32 protein-coding genes are annotated in these 14,334 nt (G+C 45.6%); 28 read left to right on the forward strand and 4 right to left on the reverse strand.

The features are described from left to right. Positions 1–113 precede the first annotated feature (113 nt). Both HYD27_RS19580 and HYD27_RS19585 read left to right on the forward strand, forming a co-directional pair. A complete protein-coding gene (locus HYD27_RS19580; RefSeq protein WP_219217952.1) occupies positions 114–305 on the forward strand; it encodes a hypothetical protein in 192 nt (63 codons plus the stop codon). Further along, positions 302–685 carry a YhjD family protein gene (locus HYD27_RS19585; protein ID WP_219217953.1) on the forward strand — a complete coding sequence of 128 codons (384 nt, stop codon included), beginning with the start codon at positions 302–304 and terminating at the stop codon, positions 683–685. The genes HYD27_RS19580 and HYD27_RS19585 overlap by 4 nt, the downstream gene beginning before the upstream one ends. Before the next feature lie 25 nt (positions 686–710). Here HYD27_RS19585 and HYD27_RS19590 read toward each other — a convergent pair whose 3' ends face one another. Continuing rightward, complete coding sequence (locus HYD27_RS19590; RefSeq protein WP_219217955.1) at positions 711–932, reverse strand: helix-turn-helix domain-containing protein; 222 nt, start codon at positions 930–932, stop codon at positions 711–713. Between the two features lie 159 nt (positions 933–1,091). On the opposite strand from HYD27_RS19590, the gene HYD27_RS19595 reads away from it, so the two are divergent. From HYD27_RS19595 to HYD27_RS19635, 9 genes are all read left to right on the forward strand, one after another. Then, positions 1,092–1,262 (forward strand): hypothetical protein, encoded by a 171-nt coding sequence (locus HYD27_RS19595; protein WP_219217956.1) that lies wholly within the window; start codon positions 1,092–1,094, stop codon positions 1,260–1,262. Positions 1,263–1,292: 30 nt separating this feature from the next. Continuing rightward, on the forward strand, positions 1,293–1,523 hold the full coding sequence (locus tag HYD27_RS19600; protein ID WP_219217957.1) for a hypothetical protein: 231 nt from the start codon (positions 1,293–1,295) through the stop codon (positions 1,521–1,523). A 43-nt stretch (positions 1,524–1,566) separates the two neighbouring features. Further along, positions 1,567–1,839 carry a hypothetical protein gene (locus tag HYD27_RS19605; protein WP_219217958.1) on the forward strand — a complete coding sequence of 91 codons (273 nt, stop codon included), beginning with the start codon at positions 1,567–1,569 and terminating at the stop codon, positions 1,837–1,839. 41 nt (positions 1,840–1,880) lie between these two features. Further along, entirely contained in the window at positions 1,881–2,045 is a 165-nt protein-coding gene (locus tag HYD27_RS19610) for a hypothetical protein (protein ID WP_219217959.1), read from the forward strand. 208 nt (positions 2,046–2,253) lie between these two features. Beyond that, positions 2,254–2,880, forward strand: coding sequence for a hypothetical protein (locus HYD27_RS19615; RefSeq protein WP_219217960.1), 627 nt, complete (start codon positions 2,254–2,256; stop codon positions 2,878–2,880). Then, positions 2,873–3,400 (forward strand): accessory gene regulator ArgB-like protein, encoded by a 528-nt coding sequence (locus HYD27_RS19620; RefSeq protein WP_219217961.1) that lies wholly within the window; start codon positions 2,873–2,875, stop codon positions 3,398–3,400. The genes HYD27_RS19615 and HYD27_RS19620 overlap by 8 nt, the downstream gene beginning before the upstream one ends. 14 nt (positions 3,401–3,414) lie before the next feature. Then, positions 3,415–3,507 (forward strand): hypothetical protein, encoded by a 93-nt coding sequence (locus tag HYD27_RS32950; RefSeq protein ID WP_375373934.1) that lies wholly within the window; start codon positions 3,415–3,417, stop codon positions 3,505–3,507. Between the two features lie 12 nt (positions 3,508–3,519). Next, on the forward strand, positions 3,520–3,894 hold the full coding sequence (locus HYD27_RS19630; RefSeq protein ID WP_219217964.1) for a LytTR family DNA-binding domain-containing protein: 375 nt from the start codon (positions 3,520–3,522) through the stop codon (positions 3,892–3,894). A 193-nt stretch (positions 3,895–4,087) separates the two neighbouring features. Beyond that, complete coding sequence (locus tag HYD27_RS19635) at positions 4,088–4,471, forward strand: LytTR family DNA-binding domain-containing protein (protein WP_219217966.1); 384 nt, start codon at positions 4,088–4,090, stop codon at positions 4,469–4,471. Between the two features lie 141 nt (positions 4,472–4,612). Here HYD27_RS19635 and HYD27_RS32955 read toward each other — a convergent pair whose 3' ends face one another. Beyond that, positions 4,613–4,840: a helix-turn-helix transcriptional regulator gene (locus tag HYD27_RS32955; RefSeq protein ID WP_219217967.1), complete on the reverse strand. Its 228-nt coding sequence runs from the start codon at positions 4,838–4,840 to the stop codon at positions 4,613–4,615. Here HYD27_RS32955 and HYD27_RS19645 point away from each other — a divergent pair. Then, entirely contained in the window at positions 4,834–5,172 is a 339-nt protein-coding gene (locus HYD27_RS19645; protein ID WP_375373932.1) for a S24 family peptidase, read from the forward strand. The genes HYD27_RS32955 and HYD27_RS19645 overlap by 7 nt on opposite strands. Before the next feature lie 40 nt (positions 5,173–5,212). On the opposite strand, the gene HYD27_RS19650 is transcribed toward HYD27_RS19645, so the two are convergent. Further along, a complete protein-coding gene (locus tag HYD27_RS19650) occupies positions 5,213–5,860 on the reverse strand; it encodes a LexA family protein (protein ID WP_219217969.1) in 648 nt (215 codons plus the stop codon). A 168-nt stretch (positions 5,861–6,028) separates the two neighbouring features. On the opposite strand from HYD27_RS19650, the gene HYD27_RS19655 reads away from it, so the two are divergent. The 4 genes from HYD27_RS19655 (at position 6,029) to HYD27_RS19670 (ending at position 7,896) form a co-directional block, all read left to right on the forward strand. Further along, positions 6,029–6,268, forward strand: coding sequence for a helix-turn-helix transcriptional regulator (locus HYD27_RS19655; protein ID WP_219217970.1), 240 nt, complete (start codon positions 6,029–6,031; stop codon positions 6,266–6,268). A gap of 116 nt (positions 6,269–6,384) precedes the next feature. Further along, positions 6,385–7,296, forward strand: a complete 912-nt coding sequence (locus HYD27_RS19660) for a DUF3102 domain-containing protein (protein ID WP_219217971.1) — start codon at positions 6,385–6,387, stop codon at positions 7,294–7,296. Beyond that, on the forward strand, positions 7,265–7,669 hold the full coding sequence (locus tag HYD27_RS19665) for an ORF6C domain-containing protein (protein WP_219217972.1): 405 nt from the start codon (positions 7,265–7,267) through the stop codon (positions 7,667–7,669). Before HYD27_RS19660 ends, HYD27_RS19665 begins: the two co-directional genes overlap by 32 nt. After that, the gene (locus tag HYD27_RS19670) at positions 7,666–7,896 is read left to right on the forward strand and encodes a hypothetical protein (RefSeq protein ID WP_219217973.1); all 231 of its coding nucleotides are present in this window, start codon (positions 7,666–7,668) and stop codon (positions 7,894–7,896) included. The genes HYD27_RS19665 and HYD27_RS19670 overlap by 4 nt, the downstream gene beginning before the upstream one ends. On the opposite strand, the gene HYD27_RS19675 is transcribed toward HYD27_RS19670, so the two are convergent. Further along, a complete protein-coding gene (locus HYD27_RS19675) occupies positions 7,884–8,123 on the reverse strand; it encodes a hypothetical protein (RefSeq protein ID WP_219217974.1) in 240 nt (79 codons plus the stop codon). The two genes, HYD27_RS19670 and HYD27_RS19675, sit on opposite strands and share 13 nt — an antisense overlap. A 91-nt stretch (positions 8,124–8,214) precedes the next feature. Here HYD27_RS19675 and HYD27_RS19680 point away from each other — a divergent pair, with 91 nt between their 5' ends. The 12 genes from HYD27_RS19680 to HYD27_RS19735 all read left to right on the forward strand — a co-directional run bounded on the left by HYD27_RS19680 (position 8,215) and on the right by HYD27_RS19735 (position 14,323). Next, positions 8,215–8,466, forward strand: coding sequence for a DUF7667 family protein (locus tag HYD27_RS19680; RefSeq protein ID WP_219217976.1), 252 nt, complete (start codon positions 8,215–8,217; stop codon positions 8,464–8,466). Further along, a complete protein-coding gene (locus HYD27_RS19685) occupies positions 8,463–8,654 on the forward strand; it encodes a hypothetical protein (protein ID WP_219217978.1) in 192 nt (63 codons plus the stop codon). Before HYD27_RS19680 ends, HYD27_RS19685 begins: the two co-directional genes overlap by 4 nt. Beyond that, the gene (locus HYD27_RS19690) at positions 8,651–8,998 is read left to right on the forward strand and encodes a type II toxin-antitoxin system PemK/MazF family toxin (RefSeq protein WP_219217980.1); all 348 of its coding nucleotides are present in this window, start codon (positions 8,651–8,653) and stop codon (positions 8,996–8,998) included. Before HYD27_RS19685 ends, HYD27_RS19690 begins: the two co-directional genes overlap by 4 nt. Next, the gene (locus tag HYD27_RS19695) at positions 8,995–9,270 is read left to right on the forward strand and encodes a hypothetical protein (RefSeq protein ID WP_219217982.1); all 276 of its coding nucleotides are present in this window, start codon (positions 8,995–8,997) and stop codon (positions 9,268–9,270) included. The genes HYD27_RS19690 and HYD27_RS19695 overlap by 4 nt, the downstream gene beginning before the upstream one ends. A 24-nt stretch (positions 9,271–9,294) precedes the next feature. Further along, the gene (locus HYD27_RS19700; protein ID WP_219217984.1) at positions 9,295–9,462 is read left to right on the forward strand and encodes a hypothetical protein; all 168 of its coding nucleotides are present in this window, start codon (positions 9,295–9,297) and stop codon (positions 9,460–9,462) included. Between the two features lie 101 nt (positions 9,463–9,563). Then, positions 9,564–9,836, forward strand: coding sequence for a hypothetical protein (locus HYD27_RS19705; protein ID WP_219217985.1), 273 nt, complete (start codon positions 9,564–9,566; stop codon positions 9,834–9,836). A gap of 16 nt (positions 9,837–9,852) precedes the next feature. Continuing rightward, entirely contained in the window at positions 9,853–10,014 is a 162-nt protein-coding gene (locus HYD27_RS19710; RefSeq protein ID WP_219217987.1) for a hypothetical protein, read from the forward strand. Positions 10,015–10,101: 87 nt separating this feature from the next. Beyond that, on the forward strand, positions 10,102–11,733 hold the full coding sequence (locus tag HYD27_RS19715) for an AAA family ATPase (RefSeq protein ID WP_219217989.1): 1,632 nt from the start codon (positions 10,102–10,104) through the stop codon (positions 11,731–11,733). Positions 11,734–11,736: 3 nt separating this feature from the next. Then, positions 11,737–12,531 (forward strand): RecT family recombinase, encoded by a 795-nt coding sequence (locus HYD27_RS19720; RefSeq protein WP_219217991.1) that lies wholly within the window; start codon positions 11,737–11,739, stop codon positions 12,529–12,531. Beyond that, complete coding sequence (locus HYD27_RS19725) at positions 12,512–13,330, forward strand: PD-(D/E)XK nuclease-like domain-containing protein (RefSeq protein WP_219217994.1); 819 nt, start codon at positions 12,512–12,514, stop codon at positions 13,328–13,330. Before HYD27_RS19720 ends, HYD27_RS19725 begins: the two co-directional genes overlap by 20 nt. After that, entirely contained in the window at positions 13,330–13,668 is a 339-nt protein-coding gene (locus tag HYD27_RS32960; RefSeq protein ID WP_375373933.1) for an HNH endonuclease, read from the forward strand. Before HYD27_RS19725 ends, HYD27_RS32960 begins: the two co-directional genes overlap by 1 nt. Further along, positions 13,661–14,323 (forward strand): hypothetical protein, encoded by a 663-nt coding sequence (locus tag HYD27_RS19735; protein WP_219217997.1) that lies wholly within the window; start codon positions 13,661–13,663, stop codon positions 14,321–14,323. The genes HYD27_RS32960 and HYD27_RS19735 overlap by 8 nt, the downstream gene beginning before the upstream one ends. Positions 14,324–14,334: the final 11 nt, after the last annotated feature.

Here is a 14,334-nt window from a genome sequence, read left to right on the forward strand (position 1 = left end):
TATCATGTGCGTTACCGCATGTCAACGGGTATTTTGGAAAAACTTCTCCATTGCATAAAGAACATTAGTTCGCATATAATACAAACAAACGTTCCTATTTCGGAGGCGATCACATGAAAATGAGCATCGGCCAAACTATAGAAATTATATACCTGGATAAGGCGGGCAAGATCACACAACGCAAGATTGATATCCTCGGCATCCGTGACGGACGTATCCGGGCGACCTGCCTGACAACCGGAGCGCCTCGGGTATTCTTGGCTTCCAGCATCTTGTCCTGGCGGCCTGTGAGGGCCGTGGTATGAGTAACATGACAACGGATGAGCGGACCCTGCTCCGGGACTATATCCTCTTGCAGTACATGGACCAGATGGTCCAGAAGAGCCTTGCAGACATGGAGCACACCTCAAACCTGCTTAAGCGTTTGTATCTTATGGCCGGACATGCTGTCCTGGATCAGATCACAAAGGACTTGTACCGGCTGCGGCGGGAGATGAAGCAGAGGGATATAAAAATACTCGGAGACGAGCAAACGGATTTTGTCATCTACCATAATATTAATTGCAGGGGATACCAGGAGCGGTTTGCACTGACCCGGGATGTGCTGCGCGCGGAGATTAGTCTACAGTTGACCAAGTATACATCAGAGCTGGGCACGTTCCTAAAAGAGGCGCGACAACAATAATGAATGATGACATAAAAAGGCCCCGTCAGTTATATGGCGGGGTTTTTTCTGTTTTCTTTCTCCGAACGACATCCTCCACTTCGCAATCCAACACTTCGCATATCCTATCAATAATATCAAGGGCCACATAATCATCATTCCAAAGCTTAGCTGCGGTCCCCGAGGACATCCCCACACTCCGAACAAAATCCATTTTCTTGATGTTTCTTTTTACAAGCAATATACGTAACGGTTCAAATGTAAGCATCGTATCAACTCCTTGTCTTAATAGTATATGATCAAGAAAATAATTTCAATAACTCAAAAATAATTTCATGAATACACTTGATATTTGTTTCGACTTCGTTTATGATTGAATTAAGAAGTTGAAAAAATATTCTAGAAATTGAAACAAGGGGATGATGCAATGGAGGAACTTAATGAATACGAATTTGAAGTTCATTTCAGGGATCAGCCGTATCTGGAAATAATTCGCCGTGGTAAAACGCAGTTGGAAGCTCTATTCAACGCAGAGCACGACTACGAAAACGAACCAGGTTACGCCGCAGTGATCTCAGTAGATCCACATAAAATCTAAGCCGGCGGGCATACGCGGGAGGGATAAAGGATGATATACGAAGAAGATGACATGTACGCTGATCCGTTTGAGCAATGGCAGGAGTACACAGAGTACGAAGAAGAACAGGAGGGGGAAAACGGGCGCATCGAAGACCAGATACCGAGAGTACTTGCAACGGAGTATGACCGTCTACCAAACGCACACAAAGCCATTATCGGCGGTTACAATGCCGTACTGACAGCTAACGGGTGGTTGACAGTCATCGTTGTAAAGGGCTAATAACACGGGGCTACGGCCCCACTACTATAAGGAGGGATAAACCGTGCTGAACATTACAACGGATGAACACGGGTTTAAAACGGCTGAATTGAATGCGCAGGCTGGCGGAAGAGTCGTCATTATGGACTTTGGCGCTGAATACGTAACTGACATAGGCTCTGTATCGTCAATCAACAGCCACGGATTAGGTGGGAATGACTGGATTCGGAGCGTATCGGACATTGATCGTCATGTTACGGATATTGAGCGTTCTCGCTGGCTGACGACAGCGGAACAGCGGGCTTGCATTGAGTTCCTGCGGGCGATTGCGGAATAACATTAGGGGCTACGGCCCCTCTAAAGGAGGCAAGTGAAGATATGAAATTTACACCTGGAGAACGTATAGCAGTTGAGTTAGCGTTGGAAGCTCGGATTCAAACCCTCGAACAGAACATAGAGGATTGGGAAGGAGATGAAATTGCTGAGGATTGTAAAGCGTTATTGGCAGATGCACAATCGGCGCTTTTGAAGATAAATTCATAATCCGCCTGATGAGCGCTGAGAGCGCCTAGGACCAGCTGCGGGGCTGGTTGAAACCTACCGGAGCATTTATCCGGGATGGTCGCGGAATCCGCCATACGAGGGCATTACGGCGTCCCTGTGATTCTTATAAACTATCTGTATACGTAATTTGGTATCCAGATATATAATTAACCTATTGAAAGAAAATTATGTCAGGTGGTGTAGAAGGTTGATTTCAGAGGCAGTAGGATTTTTATTATTTTCGACAATTGAAGGTGTTGGCATCCTATTCATAATGATGGCTATTTTTCGAATGAACCCACTAGATCACATATGGCCATCGCTCTTTATAATCCTGCTCATGAGCTTACAGAGTTTTGTTTTACGAAATGAGTTGGAGTTGACCTATATGGTTCCGGTAATAAACATTTTGCTTTTTATTTTACTGCTGACAACAGTAGTTAAGACACCGGTACTGTGGTCAGGTATCATTGCTATTTTGGGATATATGGCTTTTGCAATTGTTCAAACCGTAGTTGTCTTCACAGCATTTGGGTCCATAGCCAACGCACAATCCACACTCTTTCATGGGTATTCTACCCAAGCAATGACGGCAATTCTATTAATCCTTATTTCATGGTTCATGTCAAAAAATCGTATGGGCTTCACTTTTGAATTCGAAAGACTCCGGTTAAAAAGCGAAAACACTATCGTTATTGTACTGATGCTGATTTTTTTGATTATATTTTCAATTATCATGATTAGACAAGACATCTGGCTCAATATTGTATTTTTCGGAGCAGCGCTAATGATGTTAATATATTACGCCATAAGGGAGGAACGCTTCTATGATTGATAAGATATCGAGCACATTAGCCTCTCACATCAAGAAATCAGTTCCTGATCATCATGCGACTGAAGAGGTACTGCAATTTTCGCTGGGCATTATTCTAAATGCAGGCTTTATTATTACTCTTACGCTACTTATCTCAATTGGTACAGGACATATAATTTCAGCACTTATAGCTCTTACTGGATTTGCAATTCTACGACAACTAACTGGAGGGCTACATCTTCAATCTGGTACGTGGTGTGTATTTGTCAGCACTTTGCTGTTCACAGGGATTAGTTTAATCAGCTTGCCCGAAGGGGTAACCGCTATTATCACTGTTTTAGCACTAATTGTTGTTGCAGTAATGGCACCAAAGGGGCTTGAAAACCAGTCACGCATTGATCCCAAACATTTTTGGAAAATGAAATTAGCAGCAAGCGTTATTGTTGCAACCAACTTGATTTTCCAATCCACAACACTGGCGCTTTGTTTTTTTGTACAAGTACTGCTATTGATTCCTGGAAAGGAGGTGGAAAATTCATGAATTTGATTGCGAATATGTTGTATGCTGTTGCGGATTTTACTGTTGGCACAAACAGCTTCTTGTATATTTACAAGGGCAAAATCCCTGCTCAGCTACTGAAGAAGTAGGGGGCTTTAAATATGGATCATATTGTTGTCACAAATGACATTCATGCAACCGGAGGGTTGATACTCGTCAAAGTAGATGAAATACTATATTTTAAAAGCAGAATGGAAAAAATGCACATTAAGATAGTTACATCGACGGCAGATTTCGACGCGATGGGATCTATAAAATATTGGATTGATATGATGAATAATTCAGGACACCGCTTTAAACTTATTGACAGAGGGACGGTAGTGAACGTTAGTAAGATAGCCGGGATTAATGAAAGGGAAAAAACATTGATGTTTGCTGGGCGGAATACCGGAAATGAATGCACTATTGCGTTCCATCGGTACCGGCAGGTTCGAGATGAATTGCTCGAATTAAATAACCGAATTTGTGTCATATAAACAACAGAAAGAGGTCTCTAGGGCCTCTTTTATTTTGCGTAAAATGTCGAAAAAACATATTTGTATTGGGAAATTGAGAATCCCAATTATGATTGTCTAATTCCTGTAAATGGTATTAAATTAGAATATATTAATTCAACGTTTAAAAAAATGTTGACAAAATTTAAGTGTGGTTTTAAAAGGGGGGCATTAAATGATTTATGTAACAGTTACTGAAAGTGAAGATGGTTCAGGGATACAACAAATACCAGTTGATGAGATATTGTATATGCAATTTGACAACCGACTATTTATTTCGGTTCAAACAGAAGATGCTCAATATGTTACAACTGGAGCTCTGAGATACTGGGAGTCAGCTTTTGAAAAGGCTGGATTGAACTTTCTGCGCTTAGATCGGGGGGTATTGGCAAACCTGGATAATATCCAAGCGGTGGATTCAGTATTTAAGATTGCGTATTTTGGTGTTGGAAAGAAGAAATGTACAATGTCAAGTTCGGGATTTAAAGAGTTGAACAAGAAAATGGTCAAGGGCTCGTCCTGGCAGACAAGCCCTTCCAGAGATGTTTTACAAAAATAACACCTTTAATTTATCATGATTCTTTAAAAAATGATAATGGATTCACACTTTGAAATCACCTTGACAAATCGCTTTGTCGAAGAAGTGTACTAATTTTGTTAAGTGATAGATTAACTCCTGCGCGGGGGGAGAGTAGAGAATCTACTCATTCCGTTTGCTTGACCATTGTAATGTGTATAAGTCATTTACACTACAATTGAGGAAATGGGCTGCATTAATTGCAAACTCAAGGGACATCCTCGGCTTACCCTTTATCAATTGATTGACGTAGGAACGCGAGCAACCCATGTGCCTTGCAAACTCAGCCTGTGTAATGTTCTTTTCCCTAATACGGTCAAGCAGTTGGCAGTCCCCGAGCAGGAATGCCATGCAATTCTCCTTTCCTAAAAATTCTATATCAAATTATATCATCATGGAGGCGTAATATGGGGAAATTTTCTTATAGAGCTACGGACAATAGCATGTCAGGAGATCGGATATACATAGGCGATGTTCTAATCATAGAAGAAACGCAGTCGTATTTGCCAAATGAAATTTGTGCAATAGCAAACCAATCTGATATTTCAATGCTGGAGTTTAGAAGGGTTGAAGAGACGGAAACTGGGCATCGCTTGAAAGCCTCTAATATTGAGATAAAAGAAGAGATAAGAGAACATGTGATAATTGTAGGTAGAGTCGTGATGGCATACAGAACCCCATAACAAAAGCCCGCCTGTGAGGGCGGGCTTTAATAATATTTGCCTAAAAACTAATAACTACCTTTTTTAGTTTTCCAATAATGCGTATATTCTTTTCTTCTCCAGTTAATATGATAGGGGCATAGTTTGGATTTGCAGATTGTAAAATCAAAGTATTATTTTGCTTGTACACCTTTTTAAGTACGGCCTCTTCATCTATAAGAACAGCTGCTATTTCTCCGTCTTCAACCTCTTCCTGCCCACGAATGAGCAACAAATCACCGTCATATATTCGAGCCCCATTCATACTGTCACCCTTGGCTCTTAGGTAGAAATACTCTCCGCCATTGATCCAAGAGCGCGGAGTTGTTTCATACCCTTCAATGGATTCATACGCTAATTCACCGTTGCCGCAGGAAATCTTTCCAACCACAGGTAAACTTATGTATTCAGAATTTTCAATTTCGGTTCCCGTATATGTATAAGCGCCTTCTGTCAATTGATTTACCGTGACGTCAAGGGCTGCAGCTAAATCTCTAAGTCTATCCATGTCAAATTTATGTTCACCATTTTCATAGCGCTGAACAGTTTTTTTAGTAATGCCAACTTTTTCCGCCAAAATCTGAAGACTATAATTTCTAATGTCACGGTACTTTTTAATGTTTTTTCCCACTACACTATAAAATATTTTTTTATCTTCAGAAACGCTCATTTTAAATTCTCCCTCATCTAATGTTTGAATACAGTATAACCTCAAAAAGACACTTAATACAACAATAATTTATGTTCGTGTCTTTTTAGGGGTTGACGATGCCTAAAACAGGTGCTAATCTATGGGTGTCTCCGGGAGACACGACAGCGAGAACAAGGGGGTGAGCGAATGCTTAAGATCAGCGTTAAAGCAGCTAGAGTAAACTCAAAAAAAACAGCAAAAGAAGCGGCAAAGGAATTGGGCCTATCTATTACGGCTTATTCCAGAAAGGAAAACGGCCACGTACGGTTTTATGTGGACGAGGTTATAAAGCTGAGCCAACTCTTTAAAGTTCCAATTGAAAATTTTCATGAGGCGGGGTGTCTTCCAGAGACACAAAGCAATACGGGCATTCCGCTAGAAAAATAAATTACACTCTAAAATTCACGCTGCACACAGCATTACCAGAAAGGATGGTGAACATACTTGCTCACACCAATACACACAATCAACATCGACGCTCAAATCCGGGAGGGAGGCAGACAATGACCCAAGTGGCTTTATCGACAGACCTGCAGGTTATCACAGCAGAGATTAACAGTTACAAGCAAGTTGCTGGACAGTCGCTTTTCGAGATTGGCAAGCGGCTAAAGCATGTCAAAGAGAATGATCTTGTTCATGGAGAATGGATGGTTTGGCTTTCGAATATCGACATTGACCACAGCACTGCGCAAAAATTCATTCATGCATATGAGCAATTCGGAAACCTGGCGACGTCGCCAACTTTACAGGTCGGCAAGATATTTGAACTATTATCCCTTCCAGAGTCAATTGACCGCTCTGAATTCGTAGGGCAGGAACACATCGTACCGTCAACGGGCGAATCTAAGAAGGTCGAGAGTATGACTGTCAAGGAGCTGCGGGAAGTCAAGAAGGCTCTTAAGGAGACACAGCAAGATAAGGACGCCGCTGAACTCCGAGCCAAGCAAGCAGAGGCGGCCAGACAGTTATCCATCCAGCAACACACCGAACAGCAAGAGAAGCTGCAGCAGGAAATCGCGGCGCTTAAGAAGCGGAAAGGCCGTTCCAAGGAGGATGAGGAAACACTCCGCAGGCTGATTGAAGAGAACAACGAACTCGCAGAAGCCAAAAGACATTTGGAGGGAGAAATCGCTGAACGCAACTCCTTAAAGGAAAAGCGTGAATATGACTTCAGGAAAATGAAAGAGGCACTTAGCAAAACCCGCGCCTATGTTGATGTTGATCTATCCACAGCATTAATGTATTTCGTTTCCATTCGGGACCAACGAGAAGCGCAGGAAGTGGCCGAACATTTTTGGAATTCGCTCGATGAAACAATAGCAAAAAGCCGCAAAGAATGGGCGGCGATATTGATAAATCAGGTCATAGAGGAGGTAGGGGAAGATGCAAACCCAGCTGCAATTATTGACATCTGATGAAATTGAAACTCTGGTCGAGAAAGCTTCCAGAGCAGAAGAGGAAAAAGAACGGCTTCAGAGAGAGAATGAGCAACTTCGTTTTCGGATCATCTGCACTCAAAAAGACCAGAACAAGATTCAGGCAAAAGGGAAATCGCACATCGGGAAATGGGCGATCTTGGCAAAAGAGTCGGGGTTAACGGTCAATCTGCGCCGAGCTGTTACGAGAATGTGGGGCGAGTATAAAAAACACTTTGGATTGTCTAGGTCTTATCGGGACACGCCAGAGCATCGGTTCGAGGAAGCTCTACATTGGATTGACGCTTGGTCCCTGCCAACTTTCTTAATGGAACAGCCAGGGCATCTATTGGAGAAAGGAGAATCCCAATGATCAAACGCTGGCTTCACAAGTTAATGCGCAAAGCCGTGTACGCAGTACTCCCGGAAGACATCAACGCACGGTTGGCATATCGTGCCGAGGTGAACAAATTCGTTGAATCAATATCTCCCACCCCGGCAGGAAGAGGCTTGCCTGAAGTTGATATTGCGCGGACAAAGGAAAGAGCAAAAGATTCACTCTCAGATTACAGAAACCTTAAAGGGAATCATGACTCCTGATTGAGTTGTTGTTCAAGGACTCTAACAGAAATAGCAACGGCCTGACGAACTGCTTCAACCGTAACGGTACTGACCAACGAAAATAAAAATTCATCATTTCTCGGATCAAGGTCTTTTTCCTTTAATGCCGAAACGGCAATCAGTGCAGATGTGCTGATTCGTTCCCTTACTCTATCGTAAATTCCGCTATCGTCTAAGTCCTTAATGATCTTTTCATACTTTTCCATTATGAACACCCCCTCACTTAAATATTGTAGTCTCGACAACTAACAATTCGACAGCGAGGAAAATATTCCTACAAAGGAAAGGAGAATTACAATGATCGGTATCCACAAGCTACACCGCCAAATGGCTTTTATCACAGCCGTGAATATCAATAAGAACGGAATCCTTGAAATGGGCATGCCCGAATTGATGCTCTTGATGCCCCTGCTGCTGAAAAACTATAAGCTGGTCTCCGAACTGGACGCATTGAAGGAACTGGCTTTTCACGCTCACGAAATGGGAGATATGGAATGGCAGCAGGACATCTGTAAGCAAATTGAAGAGCTGGAGGCGCAACTGGTATGAACGACAAGCAATATCAAATCCGGTACCACCGCGAACAAATGGCCTACTGGTTGAGCGTTATGCATGCAGCCAAGGCAGCGGGTGACGACAACATGGAGCGGCAGGCAGTCCGTGAGCGTCGTGAACATACAAATGCTGTTTTGTCTCTTTGGGCTACCAAGGCCGAGGAATTGGCGGTGTGTGTATGATCATTGAGCCAAAGCGAGGGGAAATCTGGTGGGCGCACATGGGCGGCAATCAAGGCAGTGAGCAAGGCGGGCTGCGGCCAGTACTTATTATTCAAAACGACACCGGAAACCGTTACAGCCCAACAGTGATTATTGCAACCATCAGTCACGCCAAACGCAAGGACCTGCCGATACATGTCCGGGTGGATCGGTCCTATAAAATGCCCAAAGAATCGGTGATCATGCTGGAGCAGTTAAGGACCATTGACAAATCAAGGCTGCGGAACTGTAGCACTCAACTCACCAATGAGCACATGGGAGAGGTCGATCAGGCGCTCATTGTCAGTCTGGGGTTGCCATTATGACCACCATCATTCGGAGCACAGTCAAGTGTCCTTATCCCAATTGCGGACACACAGGCGATGTCATCACCGCCCTGCACTGCCGCACAGCGCACAATATGGAGCGCAAGGAGTTGTTCGGGAAATACGGCCAGCCGGAGGCGGTCAGGTTTAATATGGATGCCGCCAAGAAGAACCTGGAAGGCCATATCCCCCCGAAGCCGCTTAACACTGGATATCCCAGCGATACCATGCATGCCAAGGATATGCGGACGACCAGGAGTAAGCGCAAGTAGACTAACGTCAAGGAGGTGAACAAGATGATGAAGGAAATCACTGATTTAATCGGCAAGACCGGGACGCTGACGCGGACCATCACTGTAACTGGAGCTGTTGAAACACCAGAGGGCGAAGTTGAAGTATGTGTGAAGGATGATTTCGGAAATGAATTCTGGGTCCCGAAGGACGCTAATGTATCACTGTTTTAAACCGGGTTATTCATACCCCTATTATTTTTTTGCCAAAATCGGGGTTTTGAACCCCAAAACGTCATAAACCACTCAAAAAAAACATATCGGAGGAATCATTCATGAAATCAAAATTCCGTATCACCAACAAGCGTAACGCCTTTATCGCAGCCATTCAATCTCAGCGTGCCAAGGACTATGCGGAAGCCAAATCCCGCCGCCAGTTCAAGCATGAACCTTCTGAGAAGGTAGCTTACATCCCCGGTTCCCTTGGCCCTTCTGTTGTCACTACAGCGATCAAGAAGGAATATGGCGGCATTGTTAATCGCACTGGTCGTAAACTGCTTGCGAAGACCCAGAAGGAAGAACGGCCTAGATTCTACAGCCATCAATAAAACGGAGGCGGCCGCTATGAGTGCCAAATGCAAGTGTAACAACTTCGCTGTTTACGCGGTGGGCGATGATGCTCAGATGATGTGTCTGCTCTGCATGCTGGATGCAGTAGATACGGAGATAGCTATCCCGGTCCGCACACTGGACCCATGGGAGATTGATCCTCCCAAAAACAAATAATGCCCCCGGCTGCAACCAGGAGCATTAAGCAAACTCTTACCTTAAAATTCACGGTCACTATACCACAATATTTAGGAGGCTGTAAAGATGCTGCATATTAAGCGGATCGAGATTAAGGATTGGCTGGGGATCAAAGAGCTGAGTATTTCCCCGGGCAAGATCAATAAAGTAGATGGCGATTCCGGCGCAGGCAAGACCAGCCTTATTGAGGCGCTGGAAAAGGCACTGACCAATAACAGTCGCCGGACTGAGGTGATCAGCCACGGCCAGGAAGAGGCTGAGCTGTTTGTCGAGCTGACAGATGGCCTGCAGATCACCCGTAAAGTTCGGACGGAAAAGGCGGACTATCTCAAGGTTAAACACGACAGCAAGGCTGTAAGCAACACGGAAGGCTTCCTGCGCAAGTTGATCAACGGTGATATCTTCCGCCCTATCGAATTCATGCAAAAAGATGCTAAGGAGCAAACGGAAATCATCCTGAACATGCTGCAGATTGACTGGACAACAGAGGGCATCAAGGCATGGTTCGGGGAGATGCCGGAGGCGGATTATCAGCTGCATATCCTTCAGATTTTGAAACAAATTGAATCAGCATATTTTGAAGAACGCTCCAGTATTAATCGCGAAATCAATCTGCTGCGGGCGAACATTGAAGGCATCAAGCGCGACCTGCCGCCAGACTATGACGGCGAAGAATGGCGGGGGGTGGACCTGCAGCAGCTTTACCGCAGGCTGTCCGAGGCTCAGGAATCCAATAAGAAACTCGAAGAGGCCAAGATGCTGATTGACGGCCTGACACTGCGTATCGACGACATCAAGCGGCGTTCTGCGAACACTGCTGAGGAAAGCAAGCTTGATTATCGGAGACAGCGAGACACCCTGACAGCGGGCATCCAGCGGTTGCAGCAACGTGTTGAACAGGATCAGAAATTGATTGATGATGCTGACCGCCGAATCTCGGAGGCGAACCTGCAATTGGACAATGAACTGGAGCAGGCTATTGAACGCCTTAAGCTCCAGTACCAGCAAAAGAAGCTCAACATCAAAGAAGATATTCAACAGGAAGTTGAACTGAACAAAAGATATATCAGTGAACACCGGGAACAGATCGCTGAAAAAACAACCTCACTTGATAATCTCGCGGAGCATGAGCGCAAGGACAAAGAGAAGATCGCGGATCAAGAGACGAACCTGATAGCAGCTGAGAAAGCGAAGTCAGGCCATGCACAGCAGGTCATCGCAGATGTTGAGTGGATTGACCCAGAGCCGTTGCAGGCCACAGCCCATAAAGCGGCCGAGATGAAGGAGTATCTGCGGGAGTGGGAACGGATGAACGACATCATCCGGGAGAAGTTGGCTCCAAAGGAAGCACGGGCTGCGGACCTGACCGCGAAGATAGAGAAGGCCCGCGAGTTGCCGAAGGAACTGCTTAAGACCGCCGCACTGCCGGTGGATGGACTGACAGTTGACGACAAAGGGCGCATCCGCATTGATGGCACGCTACTGGATGGGCTCAGCGAAGGAGAGTCCTTCGAATTCGCGTTCAAGCTCGCCAAGGCTCAGGCCGGGGAACTGAAAGTAATCTGCATGGACGGCTGGCAGAACCTCGGCAGCAAGCAGCAAGAGATTCTGGAGGCTGCGCAGCAGGATGATTACCAATACTTCTTGCTTTCTACCGTTGAGGGCAAAGAACTGAATGTCGAAACCGTGGAGGGATAAGGAATGTCAAACACCCAATTAGCGACGATTCATAATAACCTGGAAAGATTGATCGATTCCAAAAGGGACGCTATGCCCTCCAGTTTTAATAAAACCAGGTTCTTGCAAAACTGCATGACCGTCCTGCAAGACACCAACAGGATAGAAAAGGCTGATCCTGTCAGTATTGCCCGGACAATGCTTAAGGGCGCGTTCCTCGGTCTGGATTTCTTCAATAAGGAATGCTACGCAATTATATATGGCGGAAAAGTCGAATTCATGACGGACTACAAAGGCGAGGTTAAGCTCGCTAAGAAGTACAGTTTAAACCGGATAAAAGATATCTATGCAAAGGTAGTACGGGCAGGGGATGAATTCGAAGAGATCATCGAAGGCGGAAAACAGAGTGTTAATTTTAAACCTCTACCGTTCAATGATGGAGAAATATTGGGGGCTTTTGCGGTCGTTACGTTTGAAGATGGCTCTATGAATTATGACACCATGAGTGTTAAGGATATCGAAAATATCAAGGAGAACTTCTCCAAGAAGTCCAAAGAAACGGGACAGTTTTCCAAGGCGTGGGTTGTCACCACAAGTGAAATGTACAAGAAGACGGTCCTCCGGAGGCTCTGCAAAAACATTGAATTGGACTTTGATACTATCGAGGCCAAGCAAGCTTTTGAGGATGGCGGAGATTTTGATTTCAATAAGGAAAAGCGCCCGGTGCAGGAGAGTCCGCTGAACCCCAAAGCAACGGTAATTGACGGAGAGTTTACAGAGGTCAAGGAGGGCGCTGCTGGTGGAACTGAACAAGAGTAATTACTTCAGCTTGGAAGCCAATCGCCACTATATGAGTGTCAGCCAGTTTAAAGGCTTCCTGCCCTCCTATGGGGGCTGTGAGGCTCAGGCAATGGCTAAGATCAACGGCGAGTATGTTCAGCCGCCGTCTGTAGCCTTCATGGAAGGACATTTCGTCCATGCTTGGAATGAAGGCACCCTTGCAGAATTCAAGGCTAACAATCCTGACTTGTACAGCAGCAGAGGGGCGACAGCCGGGCAACTTAAATCCAACTTCCAGCATTGCAACAAAATGATTGAGGTGCTGGAGAACGATCCGCTGGTGTTGAAGGCGCTAGCCGGACAAAAGGAAGTCATTATGGTCACGGAAATGTTCGGCATCCCTTGGAAGGTCATGCTGGACAGTTACCAACCGGAGGCCAAGATATTCGCTGACTTGAAGGCACTGAAAGAGATGGACAGCAAGTTTTGGAATCGCGAGGCGCAGGCTTACGAAAACTTTCTGGACCATTACGGATACATCATCCAGATGGCGGTATACGCCGAGGTAGAGCGCCGGGTATCCGGGCGCAAAGAAGAGGATTGGTTACTACCTCACATGGTTGTCGTGACTAAGCAAGACCCACCAGACCATGAGATTATCTATTTTGATTTTGATGATATCGCGTCTCACCTGCGGATTGTAGGCAATCACATTGAACGCGTCAAGGCGGTCAAGTCCGGCAAGGTAGAACCGGTTCGCTGCGAGAAATGCGAGTACTGCCGGCAGACGAAGAAAATCACCCGAATCAAACATCACAAAGAACTGGCGTTGTACTAATGAGCGCCTTCGGCTTTCATCCTGCACCGAAGCCGAGCTTTGGTCGGGGAAAAGTGAAGCGCGGCGTTCGGGGAAAGTTTAGCCAAGAAACAATAGAGGAAATCTTTCGGCGTGACGGATACCGATGTGTCAAATGCGGTGAAGGCAGGGACTTGGAAGACAAGCCACATCATGTAGTCTTCAAGTCTCAGGGTGGACCGGGCACGGTAGACAATGGCGTTACCGTCTGCCGAACCTGTCACCGCTGGGCTCATAAATCCCGGGAAGGGCGGATATGGTTTGAGCAATTCATTATCCGGCTGTATGGCCGGTTGAATGGAGCTGAGCCCCATGAATGAGATGGTTGAAATTCACCTCCGGCTGCTGGACTGCCAGATATGCGGCGGCGAGATTAACCCGGACCGAGAAGAGTACTTAGGCCGCAAACGGGTGTGTCGTCGCTGCTATGACAGTCTGACTTGCGGACCAGACCGGAGGTCAAGGAAAAACGGATATACCAAAAAACGATACAGAGGTGTAAAAATGCCAATTGAAATAAAGGTGTTTAACAAAAGGAGTGCCGGGGAGGCTCCAGCGGTGAAATATGCCGCAAGGCTGTTAAATGAAAAAGGTTTCGGATTAGCCCAAGATTCGAACCCTTGCAGGAGCGCGCAAATCATTGAAGGTATCCATTCGGGGCAAATCGTGCCGTATGACAGTTACGTGATTACAGGTGAGTTGCCTGCTCAGGCTGATGTAATGCTACAAAACACGAAGATGATTGAAGCCCTCGCTGAAGCCGGGCGGACCATTAATGCACATGTCCGAACCATCGGTTCCCTGCGGCAACAGCTTGAAGCCGGCAAAGGAAATGACAACCTTGCCGCATTACATGATGATGTTCAGCGTGCGGTTAAGGAATGGTGGGTTTCGGCGGAGTCTACTAGCGATAGCCTAATAGATTCAATCTTTAAATATATCCGGCAACGCGAGGACGGCAAACAGCCCTTTTAAAGCAAAGCAGG

Source organism: Paenibacillus sp. S150, assembly GCF_019352175.1.
Lineage (GTDB): Bacteria > Bacillota > Bacilli > Paenibacillales > Paenibacillaceae > Paenibacillus_AQ.

Bases quoted from the DNA above. Each gene is read 5' to 3' on its own strand.
- HYD27_RS19580 (WP_219217952.1), top strand. From the start codon at position 114: ATGAAAATGAGCATCGGCCAAACTATAGAAATTATATACCTGGATAAG.
- HYD27_RS19585 (WP_219217953.1), top strand. From the start codon at position 302: ATGAGTAACATGACAACGGATGAGCGGACCCTGCTCCGGGACTATATC.
- HYD27_RS19590 (WP_219217955.1), bottom strand. From the start codon at position 932: ATGCTTACATTTGAACCGTTACGTATATTGCTTGTAAAAAGAAACATC.
- HYD27_RS19595 (WP_219217956.1), top strand. From the start codon at position 1,092: ATGGAGGAACTTAATGAATACGAATTTGAAGTTCATTTCAGGGATCAG.
- HYD27_RS19600 (WP_219217957.1), top strand. From the start codon at position 1,293: ATGATATACGAAGAAGATGACATGTACGCTGATCCGTTTGAGCAATGG.
- HYD27_RS19610 (WP_219217959.1), top strand. From the start codon at position 1,881: ATGAAATTTACACCTGGAGAACGTATAGCAGTTGAGTTAGCGTTGGAA.
- HYD27_RS19620 (WP_219217961.1), top strand. From the start codon at position 2,873: ATGATTGATAAGATATCGAGCACATTAGCCTCTCACATCAAGAAATCA.
- HYD27_RS32950 (WP_375373934.1), top strand. From the start codon at position 3,415: ATGTTGTATGCTGTTGCGGATTTTACTGTTGGCACAAACAGCTTCTTG.
- HYD27_RS19630 (WP_219217964.1), top strand. From the start codon at position 3,520: ATGGATCATATTGTTGTCACAAATGACATTCATGCAACCGGAGGGTTG.
- HYD27_RS19635 (WP_219217966.1), top strand. From the start codon at position 4,088: ATGATTTATGTAACAGTTACTGAAAGTGAAGATGGTTCAGGGATACAA.
- HYD27_RS19645 (WP_375373932.1), top strand. From the start codon at position 4,834: ATGCCATGCAATTCTCCTTTCCTAAAAATTCTATATCAAATTATATCA.
- HYD27_RS32955 (WP_219217967.1), bottom strand. From the start codon at position 4,840: ATGGCATTCCTGCTCGGGGACTGCCAACTGCTTGACCGTATTAGGGAA.
- HYD27_RS19650 (WP_219217969.1), bottom strand. From the start codon at position 5,860: ATGAGCGTTTCTGAAGATAAAAAAATATTTTATAGTGTAGTGGGAAAA.
- HYD27_RS19655 (WP_219217970.1), top strand. From the start codon at position 6,029: ATGCTTAAGATCAGCGTTAAAGCAGCTAGAGTAAACTCAAAAAAAACA.
- HYD27_RS19660 (WP_219217971.1), top strand. From the start codon at position 6,385: ATGACCCAAGTGGCTTTATCGACAGACCTGCAGGTTATCACAGCAGAG.
- HYD27_RS19665 (WP_219217972.1), top strand. From the start codon at position 7,265: ATGCAAACCCAGCTGCAATTATTGACATCTGATGAAATTGAAACTCTG.
- HYD27_RS19670 (WP_219217973.1), top strand. From the start codon at position 7,666: ATGATCAAACGCTGGCTTCACAAGTTAATGCGCAAAGCCGTGTACGCA.
- HYD27_RS19675 (WP_219217974.1), bottom strand. From the start codon at position 8,123: ATGGAAAAGTATGAAAAGATCATTAAGGACTTAGACGATAGCGGAATT.
- HYD27_RS19680 (WP_219217976.1), top strand. From the start codon at position 8,215: ATGATCGGTATCCACAAGCTACACCGCCAAATGGCTTTTATCACAGCC.
- HYD27_RS19685 (WP_219217978.1), top strand. From the start codon at position 8,463: ATGAACGACAAGCAATATCAAATCCGGTACCACCGCGAACAAATGGCC.
- HYD27_RS19690 (WP_219217980.1), top strand. From the start codon at position 8,651: ATGATCATTGAGCCAAAGCGAGGGGAAATCTGGTGGGCGCACATGGGC.
- HYD27_RS19695 (WP_219217982.1), top strand. From the start codon at position 8,995: ATGACCACCATCATTCGGAGCACAGTCAAGTGTCCTTATCCCAATTGC.
- HYD27_RS19700 (WP_219217984.1), top strand. From the start codon at position 9,295: ATGATGAAGGAAATCACTGATTTAATCGGCAAGACCGGGACGCTGACG.
- HYD27_RS19705 (WP_219217985.1), top strand. From the start codon at position 9,564: ATGAAATCAAAATTCCGTATCACCAACAAGCGTAACGCCTTTATCGCA.
- HYD27_RS19710 (WP_219217987.1), top strand. From the start codon at position 9,853: ATGAGTGCCAAATGCAAGTGTAACAACTTCGCTGTTTACGCGGTGGGC.
- HYD27_RS19715 (WP_219217989.1), top strand. From the start codon at position 10,102: ATGCTGCATATTAAGCGGATCGAGATTAAGGATTGGCTGGGGATCAAA.
- HYD27_RS19720 (WP_219217991.1), top strand. From the start codon at position 11,737: ATGTCAAACACCCAATTAGCGACGATTCATAATAACCTGGAAAGATTG.
- HYD27_RS32960 (WP_375373933.1), top strand. From the start codon at position 13,330: ATGAGCGCCTTCGGCTTTCATCCTGCACCGAAGCCGAGCTTTGGTCGG.
- HYD27_RS19735 (WP_219217997.1), top strand. From the start codon at position 13,661: ATGAATGAGATGGTTGAAATTCACCTCCGGCTGCTGGACTGCCAGATA.